General features: G+C 69.1%; 10 protein-coding genes and 9 pseudogenes. 10 read left to right on the top strand and 9 right to left on the bottom strand.

The features are described 5' to 3' along the window. Window positions 1-687 (top strand): annotated as a pseudogene (locus tag GJ632_RS09510) (MFS transporter); the annotation flags it as partial. 21 nt (window positions 688-708) lie between these two features. Here the strand turns inward: GJ632_RS09510 and GJ632_RS09505 are convergent. Then, a complete protein-coding gene (locus tag GJ632_RS09505; RefSeq protein WP_191452787.1) occupies window positions 709-1,683 on the bottom strand; it encodes an aldo/keto reductase in 975 nt (324 codons plus the stop codon). Window positions 1,684-1,884: 201 nt separating this feature from the next. Between GJ632_RS09505 and GJ632_RS09500 the strand changes: the two genes are divergently transcribed. The 4 genes and pseudogenes from GJ632_RS09500 (at window position 1,885) to GJ632_RS09485 (ending at window position 7,445) form a co-directional block, all read left to right on the top strand. Continuing rightward, window positions 1,885-2,985: a polymer-forming cytoskeletal protein gene (locus GJ632_RS09500; protein WP_191452786.1), complete on the top strand. Its 1,101-nt coding sequence runs from the start codon at window positions 1,885-1,887 to the stop codon at window positions 2,983-2,985. Window positions 2,986-3,240: 255 nt separating this feature from the next. Then, on the top strand, window positions 3,241-4,893 hold the full coding sequence (locus GJ632_RS09495) for an acyl-CoA synthetase (RefSeq protein ID WP_191452785.1): 1,653 nt from the start codon (window positions 3,241-3,243) through the stop codon (window positions 4,891-4,893). A 97-nt stretch (window positions 4,894-4,990) separates the two neighbouring features. Further along, a pseudogene (locus GJ632_RS09490) lies at window positions 4,991-5,786 on the top strand (creatininase family protein). 105 nt (window positions 5,787-5,891) lie between these two features. Then, a complete protein-coding gene (locus GJ632_RS09485; RefSeq protein WP_191452784.1) occupies window positions 5,892-7,445 on the top strand; it encodes a cryptochrome/photolyase family protein in 1,554 nt (517 codons plus the stop codon). A gap of 38 nt (window positions 7,446-7,483) precedes the next feature. Here the strand turns inward: GJ632_RS09485 and GJ632_RS09480 are convergent, their stop codons facing one another. From GJ632_RS09480 to GJ632_RS09470, 3 genes and pseudogenes are all read right to left on the bottom strand, one after another. Beyond that, window positions 7,484-7,903, bottom strand: a complete 420-nt coding sequence (locus GJ632_RS09480) for a low molecular weight phosphatase family protein (protein WP_191452783.1) — start codon at window positions 7,901-7,903, stop codon at window positions 7,484-7,486. A 139-nt stretch (window positions 7,904-8,042) separates the two neighbouring features. Then, window positions 8,043-8,237 carry a cold-shock protein gene (locus tag GJ632_RS09475; protein ID WP_006056982.1) on the bottom strand — a complete coding sequence of 65 codons (195 nt, stop codon included), beginning with the start codon at window positions 8,235-8,237 and terminating at the stop codon, window positions 8,043-8,045. Between the two features lie 144 nt (window positions 8,238-8,381). Further along, a pseudogene (locus tag GJ632_RS09470) lies at window positions 8,382-8,959 on the bottom strand (peroxidase-related enzyme). Window positions 8,960-9,086: 127 nt separating this feature from the next. Here GJ632_RS09470 and GJ632_RS09465 point away from each other — a divergent pair. Further along, a pseudogene (locus tag GJ632_RS09465) lies at window positions 9,087-9,952 on the top strand (universal stress protein). A 48-nt stretch (window positions 9,953-10,000) separates the two neighbouring features. Here GJ632_RS09465 and GJ632_RS09460 read toward each other — a convergent pair. Then, window positions 10,001-10,506: pseudogene (locus GJ632_RS09460) on the bottom strand (metal-dependent hydrolase). A 94-nt stretch (window positions 10,507-10,600) separates the two neighbouring features. Here GJ632_RS09460 and GJ632_RS09455 point away from each other — a divergent pair. Both GJ632_RS09455 and GJ632_RS09450 read left to right on the top strand, forming a co-directional pair. Continuing rightward, a pseudogene (locus GJ632_RS09455) lies at window positions 10,601-11,760 on the top strand (mechanosensitive ion channel family protein). Window positions 11,761-11,854: 94 nt separating this feature from the next. Further along, on the top strand, window positions 11,855-12,067 hold the full coding sequence (locus GJ632_RS09450; protein ID WP_191452782.1) for a hypothetical protein: 213 nt from the start codon (window positions 11,855-11,857) through the stop codon (window positions 12,065-12,067). Here GJ632_RS09450 and GJ632_RS09445 read toward each other — a convergent pair. Together GJ632_RS09445 and GJ632_RS09440 are read right to left on the bottom strand one after the other, a co-directional pair. Beyond that, window positions 12,068-12,864, bottom strand: a pseudogene (locus tag GJ632_RS09445) (aldo/keto reductase). 90 nt (window positions 12,865-12,954) lie between these two features. Continuing rightward, window positions 12,955-14,534: pseudogene (locus GJ632_RS09440) on the bottom strand (uracil-xanthine permease family protein). A 119-nt stretch (window positions 14,535-14,653) separates the two neighbouring features. On the opposite strand from GJ632_RS09440, the gene GJ632_RS09435 reads away from it, so the two are divergent. Further along, a complete protein-coding gene (locus GJ632_RS09435) occupies window positions 14,654-15,979 on the top strand; it encodes an MFS transporter (protein WP_343161108.1) in 1,326 nt (441 codons plus the stop codon). A gap of 56 nt (window positions 15,980-16,035) precedes the next feature. On the opposite strand, the gene GJ632_RS09430 is transcribed toward GJ632_RS09435, so the two are convergent. Then, window positions 16,036-16,518, bottom strand: coding sequence for a chemotaxis protein CheW (locus GJ632_RS09430; protein WP_191452781.1), 483 nt, complete (start codon window positions 16,516-16,518; stop codon window positions 16,036-16,038). A 160-nt stretch (window positions 16,519-16,678) separates the two neighbouring features. Beyond that, window positions 16,679-16,876: a hypothetical protein gene (locus tag GJ632_RS25890; RefSeq protein WP_231751447.1), complete on the bottom strand. Its 198-nt coding sequence runs from the start codon at window positions 16,874-16,876 to the stop codon at window positions 16,679-16,681. Here GJ632_RS25890 and GJ632_RS09425 point away from each other — a divergent pair. Beyond that, window positions 16,863-17,251, top strand: a pseudogene (locus GJ632_RS09425) (response regulator); the annotation flags it as partial. The gene GJ632_RS25890 and the pseudogene GJ632_RS09425 overlap by 14 nt on opposite strands.

The raw sequence follows: 17,251 nt of genomic DNA, 5'->3' as shown, positions 1-17,251 counted from the left end.
TCGTCGCCGCCGCCGCCGTCGTCGCCACCGTCCCCGACCGCACGCCCGACGGCGTCCGGGTCCGCCTCGACGCCGCCCTCGGCCGTCTCCGCCGACGCCCGGCGCTCGGCGTCCCGTACGCTTTCGGCTTCATCGACCGGATGACGGCCGGATTCTTCGCCCTCGTCGGCGTCTACTACTTCCGCGACGCGTTCGGGCTCGACGCGTTCGGGGCCGGCCTCGCCCTGTTCGCGTTCTTCTTCCCGTTCGCGCTGCTGCAGTACCCGTTCGGCTCGCTCTCGGACCGCGTCGGCCGGTTCGTCCCCGTCGTCGTCGGCTCCGTCGGCTACGGCGTCACCATCGTCGCCGTCGGCGCCGCGCCCACGCTCCCGCTGGCCGTCGGCGACGATGGCGCTCGTCGGCGTGTTCGGCGCGCTCGTCTCGCCGGCGACGATGGCGCTGGTGACGGACGTGGCGGGGGCCGAAGAGCGCGGTGCGGCGCTCGGCGGCTTCAACGTCTTCGGCAGTCTCGGCTTCCTCGCGGGCTTTCTCGTCGGCGGGTTCGCCACCTCGTCGGCGGGCTACTTCACCGCCTTCCTCGCCGTCGGCCTCGCCGAAATCGCCATCGCAACCGTCGCGGGGCGGGCGGTGTGGCGGCTCTCGGCGGACGGGTTCGGCGAGTCGATGGCCGAGTCGGCGAGCGACTGACGTGGTCCGAGCGCGGGCGTCTCAGTCGTGTCCCGACACCCGAACCGGCTCGTACGGCTCTTCGAGGTAGTCCATCTCCGACCGACTGAGCGAGATGTCGAGCGCCTCCACCGCGTCTTCGAGGTGTTCGATACTCGTCGTGCCGACGATGGGCGCGTCCACGCCGTCCTTGTGGAACAGCCACGCCAGCCCGATTTGCGCCATCTTCACGCCCTTCTCGTCTGCGAGTTCCTGCACGCGCTCGTTCACCGCCCGGCCGCCGCCCTCGAGGTACGGATGGCCGTGCGCGAGTTCGTCCGTCTCGCCGCGTTTTGTCGAACGGGCCTCCTCGTGCGGGCGGGCGACCCACCCGCGAGCGAGCGGTGACCACGGGATGACACCGACGTTCTCCTTCTCGCACAACGGCAGCATCTCGCGTTCCTCCTCCCGGTACAGCAGGTTGTAGTGGTTCTGCATCGTCGCGAACCGGTCGAGGCCCAGTCGGTCCGAGGTGTGCAGAGCGTCGGCGAACTGGTGCGCCCACATCGACGACGCGCCGAAGTACCGCACCTTCCCGCGCCGGACCGCGTCGTCGAGGGCGCGAAGCGTCGTCTCGACGGGCGTATCGTAGTCCCAGCGGTGAATCTGCAGGAGGTCCACCGTGTCCATCCCGAGGCGGTCGAGCGAGGCGTCCAACTCCTGTTCGATGGCCTTCCGCGACAGGCCGCCGGAGTTCGGGTCCTCGTCGTCCATCTGGAAGTAGACTTTCGTCGCGACGACGGCTTCCTCGCGGCGGCCCTTCAACGCCTCGCCGAGGACGCGTTCGGACTCGCCCGCGGAGTACATGTTCGCCGTGTCGAAGAAGTTGACACCGAGTTCGATGGCCCGGTCCACCAGTTCCTTGCCCGCCTCCTCGTCCAGCACCCAGTCGCGCCAGTCGCTGGTCCCGAAACTCATGCAGCCCAGACAGATTCGGGACACCTCCATCCCGGTGTCGCCGAGCGTCGTGTATTCCATGCCGGACTGACACACACGGGCACGGAGCAAAAAACCACGCGAGGCGGACGGGCCGGCCGGGGAATCGTCCGGTGTAGCCGCTTCAACCGAGGTGATGATTCTCACGCGACGGGCTCTCACGAGGTATTTATCGTCTGACACGTCGTATCGTCGTTCGAGAGCCGACGGTCGCAACGGACCGTTCGCTCTGAGGTGTTCATCATGTCCAACACGTTCGTCACTCGGTTGTTCGCCGTCGTCCTGGCCGTCTTCCTCCTGACCGGAGGGTTCGCCGGCGCGGTGAGCGCGCAAGAAGCGCCCTTCGGTCCGACGATAACCGTCGCCGAAGGCGAGACGCACCAAGGCACGCTCGAAGTCGTCGCCGGCACCGTCGTGGTGGCCGGCACCGTCGACGGTGACTTACAGGGCGTCGCCGGCACCGTCGTCGTCACCGACACCGGCCGCGTCACCGGCGACGTCGGGGTTGCCGCCGGGTCCGTCACCGTCGACGGCGCGGTCGGTGGCGACGTCGAAGTCGCCGCCGGCGTCCTCGACGTGGGTGAGACGGCCGTCGTGGCCGGCGTCCTCGAAGCCGGCGCGGGCGACGTTCGCCTCGACGGCACCGTGGAGGGCGACGTGACCCTCGGCGCCGACACCATCGTCGTCGGCGAGACGGCCGTCGTCGGCGGAAGCCTGACCTACGACGCCCAGCGGTTCTCGCTCGCGGACGGCGCCTCGGTCGCCGGGTCGGTCGTCCGCGACGACAGCCTCGTCGTCAGCACGCCCGTCTTCGGGGTCGAGACGGACAGCTTCGCCCTGCCGCAGTGGGTCGGCGCGGCCTACGGACTGCTCGTCAACCTCGTCCTCGGCGCCGTCCTCTTGCTCGTCGCGCCCCGGTTCGCCGCGCGCGTGACCAGCGTCGGCACCACGCAGGCGATAAAGAGCGGCGGCGTCGGCCTCCTCGTGCTGGTCGGCGTCCCCGTCGCGTTGGTGCTGTTGCTCCTGACCATCGTCGGCATCCCCCTGTCCATCGCGGGGTTCCTCGCGTTCGGTCTGGTGCTGTGGGTGACGACGGTGTACGGCGCACTCGTCCTCGGGACGTGGCTGCTGTCGCTCGGCGAGTACGAGAGCAGGTGGGCCGCCCTCGCGGTGGGCGTCCTCCTCGTGAGTCTGGTGGGTCTCGTCCCTCTCGGGGGCGTCCTCCAGTTCCTCGTCCTCCTGGTCGGCCTCGGGGCGTTCGCCCTGGCCCTCCGCGGTGAGGGCGGCGACGAGGGCGACGAGTCGGTCGGAGCCGTCGGCGGCGACGAGGCGCAAACGGCCTGAACCGCGCCGTCGCTCGCGGCCCCCCCGAGAACGGGAGACGACGGGTCGACCGGCGTGGGTACGTGGTAACTTCGTGCTACGTACCCGGTAACTTCGCTTTTCACGAACGACGTCGCACTCGACACTGGCGCTCCGAGCGCGCCCGCCCGATGGGTTGTGTACCGGCCGCCGAGCGACGGACCGTCGCCCGGCGCCGGGTCGTCCGGGGGGTGCGCGGACCCAAATCATTATTCGGCACGTTTCCGATGTGAGGGCATGGCACTCTCGTACGACGACGCCGTCAGCCAGTTCGAGTGGGACGTTCCGGCCGACTACAACCTCCCGGCGGTGGTCGCCTCCCACGCCGAGGCGTTCGGTGACCGGGTCGCCCTCCGCTTCCGGGACGCCGAGGGGACGCGCGAGGAACGGACGTACGCGGACCTCCGCGACGACATGAACCGCTTCGCCAACGCCCTCGCGGAGATGGGCGTCGGCGAGGGTGACCGCGTGATGCACCTCGTGCCGCGCCACCCCGACGTGTTCGCGGTACAGTTGGGTGCGCTGAAGCGCGGGGCGATTCTCGTCCCGTGTTCGTCGATGCTGAAGCCGAAGGACATCGCCTACCGCGCGAACGACTGCGAGGCGTCCACCGTCGTCGCCCACGACTCCCTCGTGGAGATGGTCGACGAGGTGCGCGCGGAGACGCCCCTCGAACGGTTCGTCTGTCTCGGCGGCGACGCCGACGGGTGGGAGTCGTTGCAGTCGCTCCTGTCGGGGCGAGAGACGACGCACGACGGCCCCGAACTCGCCGCGTCGGACCCGATGTCCATCAACTACACGTCGGGGACGACGGGGCAACCGAAGCCCGTGATGCACCGCCACCGGTGGATGCGTTGCTTCGAACTCGTGAACGCGCCGTACTGGTGGGGCGTCACCGCCGACGGCGAGGTGCCGCCGGGCGAGTCAGAGGAACCCGCCGACCTGTCGGACGAACTGCTCTGGGCGACGACGGGCACCGGGTGGGCCAAGTGGTTCTGGAGTCCCGTCGGTGTCGGCATCACCACGGGCGCGACGCAGTTGCTGTACGACGGCGAGTTCGACCCAGACACGTTCCTCTCAATCATGGCCGAGGAGGGCGTCACGCGCCTCTGCGCCGTCCCGACGCAGTACCGGATGTTCTCGCAGGCCGACCTCTCGTCGTACGACATCGACCTGCGGGCGGCCCTGTCGGCGGGCGAACCGCTCAACCGCGAACCCATCGAGGCCATCGAGTCGACGTTCGGCGTCACCCCGCGGGACGGGTACGGTCAGACGGAGACGGTGGCACTCGTGACGAACTACCCCGGCATCGACGTGAAACCGGGCAGCATGGGCAAGCCGACGCCGGGACTCGGGACGACGATAATCGACGACGACGAGAACGAACTCGACGCGGGCGAAATCGGCGAGATAGCCGTCCCCGTCGACTGTCCGGGCATCTTCGACGGCTACTTCGAACGCGACGACCTGGACCGCGAGACGTTCTTCGGGGAGTACTACCGGACGGGCGACCTGGCCTCCCGCGACGAGGACGGCTACTTCTTCTTCGAGGGCCGCGCCGACGACATCATCATCTCCGCGGGCTACCGCATCGGCCCGTTCGAGGTGGAGGACGCCCTCGTCTCCCACGACGCCGTCGCGGAGGCGGCCGCCGTCGCCTCCCCGCACGAGGAACGCGGCGACGTGGTGAAGGCGTACGTCGTCCTCACCGAGGGGCACGAGGGCTCCGACGAACTGGCGACGGAGATTCAGGAGTTCATGAAGGCGGAGACGGCGCCGTACAAGTACCCGCGCCGAATCGAGTTCGTCGAGGAACTGCCGAAGACGTCGTCCGGGAAGATTCGCCGCATCGAACTCCGGAGCCGAGAGGAGGAGACGTTCGGCCAGTAGCGCCGCCGAACCGCCGGTTCGGCCGGCAGGTCGCGGCCTCGCGGTATCTTTCTGCCTCACGTACTTTCTTGGGTCGTCTCCACGTCGACAGGAGTAGATGTACGTCGCAGACCAGACGTGGCCCGAACTCGGAGACTACGTCGCCGCAGAGTCGGTCGCAGTCGTCCCCCTCGGTTCGACGGAACAGCACGGCCCGCACCTCCCCCTCGCCACCGACCACCTCATCGCCGAGGCGTTGGCCCGCGAGGCCGCCGACCGGACGGACGTGCTCTGCACGCCGACCGTGAACGTCGGCGTCAGCCCCCACCACCGGCAGTTCCACGGGACGATGTGGGTGGACCCGCCGCAGTTCCGCGACTACGTGGAGTCGATGACGCGCAACCTCGCCTATCACGGTATCGACCGCGTGGTGTACGTGAACGCACACGGCGGCAACGCCCAACACCTCCGCGAGGTGGGTCGCCGCCTCCGCGACGACGGGACGATGTACGCCATCGAGTGGATGTGGGACGAGTCTATCCCGGACCTCGTCGACGAGGTGTTCGAGCACAACGGTCCCCACGGCGGACCGAAGGAGACGGCGATGATCATGCACATCGCCGGCGAACTCGTCCGCGAGGACCGACTCGGAGCGCCCGCGACGGCGGCCTCGTCGACCTCGACGACTCCACGAACTACATGACCCACGGCGCGCGCACGTTCTACGACGCCGTGGAGAACTCCGAGAACGGCGTCTTCGGCGACCAGACGGACGCGACGCCCGAGACGGGCGAACGCCTGTTCGAGCCGCCGCCGACCAGTTGGTGCAGTTGATAGAGTGGCTTGACGACAGGCGGTTCGAGGACTTGATGGCCCCCGCGCACGTGGACCCGCAACCGGGCAGTCGGCGGTGAGGCCACCGGCGGCGATGCCGGTCGTCTCCCGGCCGCACGTTTAACTCTCGACCCTCCTAACGGGCGTTCGATGACGTTCAGACCGCCCGCCGCCGTCGCGCCCCGATGACCGTCTGGTTGCTCGGCGACCAACTGAACCCCGACGTGACGCCGTTGCAGTCGGCCGACCACGTCCTCCTCGTGGAGGCGCACGGCTTCGGCGAACGCCTCCCGTACCACCCGCAGAAGCTCACCCTCGTGTTCAGCGCGATGCGGCACTTCCGCGACGAGTTGCGCGAACGCGGGTACGAGGTGACCTACCTCCGGGCAGAGTCGTTCGGCGACGCCCTCGACGACTACTTCGCGGCGAACCCCGGCGACGACCTGATTCTCATGGACCCGCCGAGTCACGGCGCGGGCGACCGACTCCGGGCGATGGTCGAGGCGCGCGGCGGGAACCTCACGCTCGTGACGAACGACCTCTTCCTGACGACGCCGGAGACGTTCGACGCGTGGGCCGAGGCGCGGAACGGCGGCGGCGGCGGTGACAGCGACGGCGGCGACGGCGGCGGTGACAGCGACGGAGACGAACGCTACCGACAGGAGCACTGGTACCGCCACGTCCGGCGCGAGTTGGACGTGCTGATGGACGGCGACGACCCGGTCGGCGGGCAGTGGAACTACGACGGGGAGAACCGCGAGACGCCGCCGGACGGGTGGACCCCGCCCGAGGTGCCGCGGTTCGACCCCGACGAGACGACCGAGGCGGTCCGGCGGTTCGTCCGCGACCGGTACGACGACGCGTGGGGCTCCGACGAGTCGTTCGGTTGGCCGGTCACCCGCGAGGAGGCGAGACAGGCACTGGACCACTTCGTCGAGGTCCGTCTGACCGAGTTCGGGCCGTATCAGGACGCGATGGTCGAGGGCGAGTGGGCCCTGTGTCACTCGCTCCTGTCGTCGTCGCTCAACCTCGGCCTCCTCCACCCGCGGGAAGCGGTCGAGGCGGCAGAGCGCGCGTACGAGGACGGCGCACCGCTGAACAGCGTCGAGGGGTTCGTCCGGCAGGTCCTCGGCTGGCGCGAGTTCGTGCGCCACGTCTACCGGCGGCGGATGCCCGAGATGGGCGAGGCGAACCGACTCGGCCAGACCGAACCGCTTCCCGAGGCGTACTACTCGGGCGAGACGGAGATGCGCTGTCTCTCGGAGGCGGTCGGCCACGTCTGGGACCACGGCTACGCTCACCACATCGAGCGGCTGATGGTGCTGTCGAACTTCGCGCTCCTGTACGGCGCGGACCCGCACGAACTCAACGAGTGGTTCCACGTCGGGTTCGTTGACGCCTTCCACTGGGTGACGACGCCGAACGTCGTCGGCATGGGGTCGTTCGCGACGGACGCCCTCTCCTCGAAGCCGTACGCCGCCTCGGCGAACTACGTGAACGGGATGAGCGACTACTGCTCGTCGTGTCCGTACCACCACACGAAGACGACCGGCGAGCGTGCGTGCCCGTTCAACGCGCTCTACTGGGACTTCCTGAAGCGAAACGAGGCGGAACTCCGCGGAACGGGCCGGATGGGACTGATGTACTCGCACGTCGACCGAAAAGACGAGTCCGAGTGGGAGGCGATTCGTGACCGCGCCGCGACGATTCGGGAGATGGGCGCGCGCGGCGACCTGTAGCGCCGGTAGCGCTCGAACCGGGTCGACCGGCCGACCGACTACGCCTCGCGCTCCAACTCGTCGAAGAACGCGGCGACGCGGTCCCGAATCTCGTCGCGAATCTCCACCGTCGCCTCGGGGTCCTTCCCGTGGGGGTCCGTCAAGTCCCAGTCGCGGTTGTCGCCGGCCCACCCGGCCGGGCAGACGTCGTCGGCCGAACAGCCCATCGTTATCACGTAGTCGGACTCGGATATCTCCTCGAACGTCACCTCCCGCGGCGACCGGTCGGAGAGGTCGATTTCGATCTCCTGCATCGTCTCCACGACGTTCTTGTGGACGTGGTCGGCCGGGCGCGTCCCGCCGGTGACCACGTTCACGTCCAGTCCGCGCTCCGCTACCTCTCGTTCGGCGAACGCCGTCGCCATCTGACTCCGTCCGGCGTTCTGCACGCAGACGAACGCCACGGTTGGGCTAGTCATCGGTGAAGTCTCTCTCGGAGACGACTATCACTCCTTCGACCACGGCGAACGCCGTCGCTCGCGAGGGGTGAAATACCGCAGAATCGTGGTGAGAATCGACGTGACCGCCGACCGCAGTACCGCTGTCGTGTTGCGTTCCTTACAGGCGCTGGAGGTTCTTCGCTCGCGGACCCTTGTCGGCCTGTTCGATGTCGAACTCGACTTCCTGGCCCTCTTCGAGGTCAGGGCCACCGACGTCTTCCATGTGGAAGAAAACGTCCTCGTCAGAGTCTTCGCTTTCGATAAATCCGTAACCGCCCGTGTCGTTAAAGAACGCAACCGTACCTTTCGCCATTGCGGGTGGACAGAGGGCGACCTGCCTGATAAGGCTTCCGCCGTCGGTTCGGTCGCGCGACTCTCAGGGTTCGTCTGGTGTCGCAGTGGGCGCCCCCCGGTTCGGGTCGCCGCGTGGCGACTCTCCCGGCGTGACCCGTTCCGGCTACTCCCGCGACTCCCGACCGAGCGTGTGGAACTCGTCGTTCGGCCGCATGTCGGCGAACATCGCCATCCGGTTCGAGAGGTTGAAGAAGGCCGTCACCGACGCGATGTCCCAGATGGCCTCCTCGGAGTAGCCCGCCTCGGCCAGTCGGTCGATGTCCGCCTCGGTCACGTCTCGGGGCGACTCGGTGAGTTTCACGGCCACGTCGAGCATCGCCATGCGTTTCTCGGAGACGTCCGCCTGCCGGTAGTTGGCGACGAGTTGGTCCGCCAGCGTCGGGTCCTTCGCGTAGATGCGGACGAGTGCGCCGTGGGCGACGTTGCAGTAGTAGCAGTGATTGACGCCCGAGACGGCGACGACGATCATCTCCACCTCCTCGCGGTCGAGGGCGGTGTCCTCGACGAGGGCGTCGTGGTAGTCGAAGACGCCCGGAAGTGACTCGGCTTGTACGCGAACGCCGAGAAGACGTTCGGCGTGAACCCCGCGCGCTCGGTCTCCGATTCGATTCGCTCCCGCAGGTCGTCGGGCAGTTCGTCTTCGTCCGGCACCGGGAATCGCGTCATCGCGTCGTCGTCCAGTTCGACCATGCCTCGGTATATCCCGGTCGAGGCTTAAGGACTGCTCTCCGACCGACGTCGTCGCGGCGGGTCGGACGCGCCCCCGACTGGGAAAGCGATTAACACGCTGTCGGACGTCGGGGACAGTATGTACGAACGTATCCTCCTGCCGGTGGACGGCAGTACCGGCGCGAGCGAGGCGCTGTACCACGCGGGCGAGATAGCGCAGTGGGCCGACGGGAGCGTCCAGTTGCTGTACGTCGCCGACACCGCGCGCGACAGCGTCACCGTCGTGGAGAACGACGTGGTGGACGCCCTCGAACAGGAAGGCGAGGAGGTCGTCGAGGAGGCCGCGTCGGTGCTGGAGTCGCTGAGCGTCGAGTACGCGACGGACGTGGTGCAGGGCGACCCCGTCTCGACCATCGTCGAGTACGCCGACCGGTACGACTACGACGTGGTCGTCATGCCGACGCAGGGTGAGCGGGGGCTCTCAGAGCAGTTGCTCGGGAGCGTCACCGAGAAGGTGGTCCGCCTCTGCGACCGGCCGGTGATGACCGTCCGCACCGGCACCGAGCGGGACCTGTCGTTCCCGTACGAGCGCATCCTCGTCCCGACCGACGGCAGTTCCGCGGCGACGTACGCCGCCGAACACGCCCTCGACGTCGCCGCCGCCCTCGACGCCACCGTCCACGTTCTCTCCGTCGTGGACGAGTCGCTCCTCGGCCTCGACGTCCGCTCGGCGCTCTCGGAGGCCGAGGGCGAGGAGGCGGCCGAGGAGGCGGTGGAGAACGTCGCCCTCGCCGCCGAGTCCCGCGAGGTGGAGGTGGTGAAACACGTCGAACGCGGGTCGCCCTACGAGGCGATTCTCGACGGCGTGGACGAGACCAGTGCGGACGCATCGTGATGGGAACTACCGGCAAGCGCGCCGTGGACCGCATTCTCCTCGGGAGCGTCGCCGAGAAGACGATACGCACCTCGCCGGTGCCGGTCGTCAGCGTCACCGAGAGCGAGTGACCCACCGTCGGCGCGGCGGCGCGCGGGCCGAGGCCGATACGGACCGGGTCAGAGCGTGACCGCGAGAGTGAGGGCGCCCGCGACGGCGAAGACGCCGGCGCGAACAGCCCGTAGTTGGCGAGTCGGTTGTCGGCCCGCCACAGGGAGACGGTGTACTCGCGGCCGGAGAGCGGCCAGAGGAAGTTCACGCCGGCGGGCGTGAGGGCGTCCGCGAGGAGGTGCGCGAGGACGGCGAGGAAGCCGACGAGGAAGCCGAAGATGACGACGCTGCCTCGGCGACGGCCGCGAGGCCGTCGGTCGCCGAGGCCCACGGACGCCGCGGCGCGTCCGACGAGGGCGAAGCCGCCGCCGACGAGGGCCGCGAACGCCAGCGAGTGCGTCGGCCCCCGGTGGGGGACGCCGGGGAGTCGGTGGTCCACGTCCGGCAGCATCGCCAGCCACAGCATCGCCGCGCCGACGACGAACGCGAGGTCCGGGCGGCCGAGGCGGACGAGTGCGAAGCCGACGGGCGCGAAGACGAGCAGCGAGACGCCGTAGTGGCCCTTGCGGAACATGCCTCCGTCTCGCGGCGGAACTCCGAAAAACCGACCGGTCCGCCGCCGCGAGAATTCGAGAAACCGTTATGTTCCGAGGTGACGTGTCTCGGGCATGTACGGCCCCCTCTCGGATGCACTCGCGGGCCTGTCGGCCGCCGAGGCCACCGTCGGCCTCCTCCTCGTCTCCCTCCTCGCGGCCCTCGGCATGGAGTTCGTCGTCCTCCGGGCGGCGCGGCGCTACGTCAGCCACACGGACGGCGCGTACGACGACATCGTCCTCGCGGAGTTGCGCCTGCCGGTGGTCGTCACCGCCTCCCTCACCGGCGTGTTCCTCCTCTCGCAGGTGCCCGCGGTCAGGGGGTCGACGCTGTTCTCCGCCGCGGCGCTGGACAACTTCTTCGGCCGGCCGTCGCTGTCGATTATCGTCCTCGTCTGGGCGTACGCGGCCAACCGCGTGGTGAACCGGCTGGTCGAGGAGGTGAACGACCGCGGCGGACGGTTCGACTTCGCGCCCGTCTTCTCGAACGTCTGGACGCTCGTCGTCCTCCTCGGCGGCGCGGCCACCCTGCTGTGGCTCTGGAACATCGAGATAACGCCGCTGCTCGGCGCGGCGGGCGTCGCCGGCATCGCCGTCGCTTCGCCGCGAAGGACACCGTCGCCAACTTCTTCGGCGGCATCGCGCTCTACTTCGACGACACGTACAAACTGGGCGACTTCATCGTCCTCGACGACGGCACCTCGGGGTCGGTGGTGAAGGTGGGCATCCGGTCGACGACGCTCCTCACGCGCGACGAACTGATGGTGACCGTGCCGAACTCCGTGCTCAACGCCGCGAAGATAACCAACGAGTCCGCTCCGCAACGTCGTCGGCGCATCCGCGTCCCTCTCGGCGTCGCCTACGGCACGGACGTGGACGCCTTCGAAGCGCTCGCCGTCGAGGTGGCCGACGCCGAGTCGCTGGTGCTGGACTCGCCGAAACCCCGGATGCGCTTCCGCCGGTTCGGCGACTCCGCGCTGGAGTACGAACTGCTCTGCTGGGTGAGCGCACCGACACGCCGCCGCCGCGCGCAGCACGAACTGAACCGCGCGCTCTACGTGGCGATGACCGACGCGGGCGTCGAGATACCGTACCCGAAGCGCGACGTGACGTTCACGCGGGCGCCCCCGGCGAACGCGGGCGGCGACGGCCGGACGGCCGTGGACGCGGAGACGGAGGCGGAGACGGAGAGCGACGTCGAGGCGGACGAACGGGTCGCGGGCGCCGACGACTGACGCGAGGGCCGTCGACCGTCAACCGTCCACCCACGACCGAAACCGACGGCCGCGGAGCCGACAGTATAACTCGGCGGCCCCCCCAAGCGGGCGTATGACGCTGGTGCTTCAGACCGTCGTCGCCGAGTTCATCGACGGGGTCGTGCGGGCCTACGGCCCGTTCGTCATCCCGGTGGCGTTCTTCGTCGCCGGGGCCGTCGGCTACGTCGTCCTCGTCGCCCTCGGCCGCGCGGGCATCGGCGAGGGTCTCACGGAGGCGCGCGCGGACGACTCCGACGACCCGACCGAGGACGAGGCCGACCGGTAGTCAGTGCCACGGGGCCGACTCGGGGTCGATGACGCGCCGCCGTTCGTCGATGCCGTCGATGGCCGCGAGGTCCTCGTCGTCGAGTTCGAGGTCCGTCGCCGCGAGGTTGTCGGCGATGTGGTCGCCCGTGGCCTCGGGATGGGCACGATATCGTGCGCCGTCGCCCACGCGAGACACACCCGCGCCGTCGAGACGCCGTGCTTGTCGGCGACGTCCGCGAGGACGGGGTGGTCGAGAATCTCCCCGCGACCCAGCGGCGAGTAGGCGACGAGGTGGTGGTCGTGCGCTCTCGCGTACGCCCTGAGTTCCTCCTGCGGCAGGAGCGGATGGCACTCCACCTGGTGGGCGGCGATGGGTGCGTCGAGAATCTCGCGGGCCTCGTCCAGCAACTCGGGCGTGAAGTTGCTGACGCAGACGTAGTCGGTCACGCCCGCCTCGCGGAGTTCGTCGAACGCCGGGAGCGTCGCCGCGGCGTCGTACGCCGCGGTGGGCCAGTGGACGTACAGCATGTCGACCCGGTCGACGCCGAGGCGGTCGAGACTCTCCCGCGCCGTCCGCTTCGCGTCGTCCGGCGCGAGGTTGTCCGGGTGGACCTTCGTCGCCAGCACCACCTCGTCGCGGTCCACCTCGCTCCGTCGGATTCCCGCGCCGACTTCGGCCTCGTTGTCGTACATCTGCGCGGTGTCGACGTGCCGGTAGCCGACGTTCAGCGCCTCGGCGACGCTGTCGGTCCACACGTCGTCCGTCTCGTCGCCGGAGGTGCCGAACCCCATCGCCGGGAGGTCGAGGTCTGTCATGCGTCCGGGGACGGACGGCGGCGCAAAAGGTGTGCGGGAAGCGGTGACGGGGGTGGCGTCGGAGCGTGCGACGTGGTCGAACGACTCCCGTCAGTCGCCCTTCGTCTCGCCGCCGCGGACGAAGCGGTCGTAGGCGGAGGCGAAGTCCTCGTCCGCCTCGGCGGACTCCTCCCACTCCTCCAAGCCGCGTTCCTCGCGCGTCCCCTCGATGGTGTTGTCGAGGACGAACGCGAACAGGCCGCCGACCGCCATCCCCGTCGACCCGATGACGAAGACGGTGTAGGAGACGACCTGCGTGCCGAGGACGGGGCCGAGGTACGCGACGCCGCGCATCCCCTCCTGAAACGCCGCCGCGGACCCGACGTTGCCCATGTAGGTCGGCACGGTGAGGCCGACGAACAGGGCGACGCCGACGACGAAGATGTTCCGCGAGGAGTCGAGGTCCACGTACTTCAGGTTCGAGAGGCCGACGGCGACGATTTGCCCGAACATGGCGATGTAGAGGCCGCCGACGATGGGGTCGGGGATGGTCGCGACCAGTTGGCCGAAGTAGCCGACGAAGCCGACGACCAGCATCACCGCCGCGCCGACCTGCACGACGTAGCGCGAGGCGACGCCGGTGAGGCCGATGGCGCCGATGTTCTCGGAGTAGGAGGTCGACCCCGACCCGCCCATCAGCCCCGAGAAGACGTTCATGATGCCCTCCATGCCGATGCCGTGGTTGATGCGTCGCTCGGAGGCGCCCCGACGCCCGAGAGGCGGGCGACGGCGTGGTAGTCGCCGAGGCTCTCTATCATCGACGCGCAGACGCCCGCGAGCATGCCGATGACGAACGACGAGGTGAACTGCGGGACGCCGAACGCCACCTCCCCGACGAGGGGGAAGCCGACGGTGACCGCGTACGGGCCGCCCGCGAAGCCCCACTGGAGGGGGAAGATGGGCATGAGGGCGGGCGCGGCAAGCACCGACCCGAGGTCGACGTACCCCGGCGTTCCCGGCGCGTAGACGCCGGTGACCGACAGGACGGCGGCGACGAGGTAGGCGACGACGATGCCGAGGAGGACGGGGAACAGTTGGAAGGCGCGGTGGGCGGTGTCGACGTACTGCGAGAAGAGGACGATGAGGAGGAGCGTCAACGCGAGGAGGGAGACGTTACCGCTGGCGGACGTGACCTGCGGCGTGTTGAACAGGGCGAGACCGATGAGGGCGATGGTGGGCGCGATGACCACCGGCGAGAGGAACGAGCGGAGTTTCCCGAGGAGGCCGAAGTAGCCGACGGCGATTTCGACGACGGCGGCGGCGATTATCGCCCCCTGCAGTTGGAGGAGGGCCGTCTGCCACGCCGGCCCGGCCGGGTCGGCGGCGGTGACGACGCCCACGACGGCGAGGGCGGGCGCCAGCATCGAGAACGGCGCGCCCTGCACGATGGGGTAGCGGTTGCCGAACGTCGTCTGCGCCAGCGTGGCGACGCCGGAGACGACGAAGAACGTCCCGACGAACCGCGGGATTATCTCCGCGGGCATCCCGAGTGCGCCCGCGAGGATGAGGGGGACGGCGATGTTCGCGCCGACCATCGTGAGGTAGTGTTGAACGCCGAGGAGAAGTGAGGTACCGAGGGGCGGTTCGTCTTCGATACCGTACTCCACGAAGGAGTCGTCGGACCGGCTCATGGGGTATCCCCGTCCATGCTCGTCGGTTCGGTCCGCATCGACCCACAAATATCCGCCGCTCTCTCCCGATTCGCGTCGAATCGGCAACACCTTTCTCCCGTCGTTTCGTGGGCTCCGACGTGACGCAGTCACATCGAACGACGGACGGGTGGCTGTACGGCTGGGCGCTGGGGTACGCCGCCGTCGGCGCGGCGTCGCTTCTGGTACCGCTGTACGCCATCGACCTGGGCGCGGGCGCGCTTCTCGTGAGTCTCATCGCCGCCACGGCGGCGTTCGCGGGCGCCCCGGGCGCGATTCTGTGGGGCCGGCTGGTCTCTCGGACGCACCGTCGACGGCCGTTCATCCTCGTCGCACTCGGCCTGACCAGCGCCGTCCTCGCTCTCACACCGTTGCTCTCCTCGCCGTGGACGGTGCTCGCCGCCAACGCCCTCCTGTGGTTCGCCGTCGCGGCGGCCGCCCCCGTGCTGAACCTCGTCGTCGTGGAGGGTCACCAGCAGCACCAGTGGCCGGTCCGTTTCGGGCTGTTGAACAAGTATCAGGGGTACGGCTGGCTCGCCGGCCTCGTCGTCGGCGCGGGGTGGTCCGGCGTCGCCGGGTCGGCGTTCGGTCTCTCTCCGCTGGTGGCCAAGCGCCTGTTCTTCGTCGGTGCGGGTCTCACGGCCCTCCTCGGGGCGTTCGTCGTCTACCTCCGCTACCCCGAACGGCCGCGCATCACCGAACGGCGGTTCGTCCGCCTCCTCCGCCACGTCCAGCAGAACGGGTTCGGCGGCGACCGGTCCACGCGCGCCGTCCCGTTCGGACCGGGGCGGGTGTACTGGGGACTGCGGTCGCTCAGGTTCGGCGACGACGCGCGGCGGCGCCTCCGAAGTCGGCTCGCCACCCCAATCGTCCGCTATCTGGCGGCGGCGACGCTGTTCTTCGCGGCCTTTTCGGTCTTCTTCGGACCGCTCCCGGCGTTCCTGACCGACGTGGGGTACGGCACCGACGAGGTGTTCGTCCTGTTCGTCGTCTCCTCGGCCGCCTCGGCCGTCGCGTACGCCCCCGTCGGGACGCTCGTCGCCCGCATCGACGCGCTCCGCCTCCAGACGAGTGCGCTGGTGTCGCGGGCGATACTGTTCCCCCTCGTCGCCGTCGTCGGCCTCGGCGTCGCGCCCCCGGGCGGAGTGGTCCTCGTCGGCGCGCTCTTCGCGGCCATCGGGCTCTCGTGGGCCGTCATCGCCGTCACGGCGACGGGACTGGTCACCAACCTCGCGCCCGAACCCGTCCGGAGCGAGGCGCTCGGCGCGTACACGGCGCTCGGCAGTTTCGGCGGGGGCGTCGGGAGCGCCGTCGGCGGCGTCGTCGCCGGGAGCGTCGGCTACGTCGCCGCGTTCGCACTCGCCGCGGTCTGTCTCCTCGCGTCGGTGGCCGTCGTCGTCCGCGAGCGGACGGTTCGCGGCATCTGACCGCGGTGCGGGGTGGCCCGCCGGGACGAGGGAGAGAAAATCGTCGTTCGGCGGCGTTACTGCTGGGCGACGGCGTTGACCGGCGAGATCCAGATGACCAGGTCGCCGTCGCGCTTGATGACGCCCTCGATGGAGTCGTCCTTCTCCAGCGGCGGTTCCTCTATCTCGTCCATCGAGACGCGAACGACCTGGAACACCTCGTCGACGAGCCAGCCGATGGCGGCGTCGTCCTCGAACTTGTTCGAGTCGAAGATGACGATGCGCTTGGCCTCGCCGTCGCCGGTGTCGACGTTCAACAGCGCCTTCGGGTTGACGATGGACGTGGTTCGCCCGCGGAGGTCCATCACGCCGTCGACGTAGTCGGGGGCGTTCGGGACGGCGGTGAGCGAGCCCTTGTCGACGATTTCGGAGACGTACTCGATGTCGACGCAGTACGTCTCGTCGCCGAGTTTGAACTCGAGCACCTGTATCTCTCGGACTGACTCGTCGTCCGCCTCGTCTGCGGTGGGTACGGCAGCGGTCTGTGGTTCCTGCGACATGGTGTAGCTCCCGGGACGCGCGAGCGTCGCCGGCTTACCTGAGTTCTCGCGTCAAATCGTCCATAAAGGTACGTACCCGATTATCAGCCGTGATTCTCGCCGGCGACGTTTAAGACCCCTTCTCGGAAAGGACAGACATAGATGAGCGGTCAGAAAGGAGTCAGAACGGTACCGTCCGGACGCCGACAGGTCCCCGGACCGCGGTACCGTTCATCGCACGCCGGGCGCGTGCGGCGAACGATCCGAGAAGGATGTCACCGGAGCGGGTCGCAGTGAGCGCCGCATCGGGGTCGAACTCGGCGGACGGCACCACGCGCGCCGTCGTCGTCGACGACTCGCGGTTCATGCGAACGCTCATTCGCACCTTCTGGAGGACGGGGGAATCGACGTGGTCGCCGAAGCGTCCGACGGCGCGAGGCGGTCGAGACCGTCGGCGAGCACGGACCGGACGTGGTGACGATGGACATCGAGATGCCCGAGATGAACGGCATCGAGGCCGTCGAAGCCATCATGTCGGAGCATCCGACGCCGGTGTTGATGCTCTCGGCGCACGCCGAGGACGACGCCGACGTGACGTTCGAGGCACTCGACAAGGGGGCCGTCAGCTTCGTCACGAAACCGGGGCGGGGGAGGTCACCTCCTCGATGCCCCCGCGCAAGCGTGAACTCGTCGAGAAGGTTCGCTCGGCCGCCGCGGTGGACCTCTCGGCCACCCAGCGGACCAAGGGGAACGT

The sequence above is a fragment of the Halogeometricum sp. CBA1124 genome, from assembly GCF_009741955.1.
In the GTDB taxonomy this organism is placed as follows: Archaea; Halobacteriota; Halobacteria; order Halobacteriales; family Haloferacaceae; genus Halogeometricum; species Halogeometricum rufum.
This window is presented reverse-complemented; position numbering and strand designations above follow the sequence as displayed.

What these genes read in the sequence shown, in the direction of transcription:
- GJ632_RS09505 (WP_191452787.1), bottom strand. Translation starts at nt 1,683, where the DNA reads ATGGAATACACGACGCTCGGCGACACCGGGATGGAGGTGTCCCGAATC.
- GJ632_RS09500 (WP_191452786.1), top strand. Translation starts at nt 1,885, where the DNA reads ATGTCCAACACGTTCGTCACTCGGTTGTTCGCCGTCGTCCTGGCCGTC.
- GJ632_RS09495 (WP_191452785.1), top strand. Translation starts at nt 3,241, where the DNA reads ATGGCACTCTCGTACGACGACGCCGTCAGCCAGTTCGAGTGGGACGTT.
- GJ632_RS09485 (WP_191452784.1), top strand. Translation starts at nt 5,892, where the DNA reads ATGACCGTCTGGTTGCTCGGCGACCAACTGAACCCCGACGTGACGCCG.
- GJ632_RS09480 (WP_191452783.1), bottom strand. Translation starts at nt 7,903, where the DNA reads ATGACTAGCCCAACCGTGGCGTTCGTCTGCGTGCAGAACGCCGGACGG.
- GJ632_RS09475 (WP_006056982.1), bottom strand. Translation starts at nt 8,237, where the DNA reads ATGGCGAAAGGTACGGTTGCGTTCTTTAACGACACGGGCGGTTACGGA.
- GJ632_RS09450 (WP_191452782.1), top strand. Translation starts at nt 11,855, where the DNA reads ATGACGCTGGTGCTTCAGACCGTCGTCGCCGAGTTCATCGACGGGGTC.
- GJ632_RS09430 (WP_191452781.1), bottom strand. Translation starts at nt 16,518, where the DNA reads ATGTCGCAGGAACCACAGACCGCTGCCGTACCCACCGCAGACGAGGCG.
- GJ632_RS25890 (WP_231751447.1), bottom strand. Translation starts at nt 16,876, where the DNA reads ATGAGCGTTCGCATGAACCGCGAGTCGTCGACGACGACGGCGCGCGTG.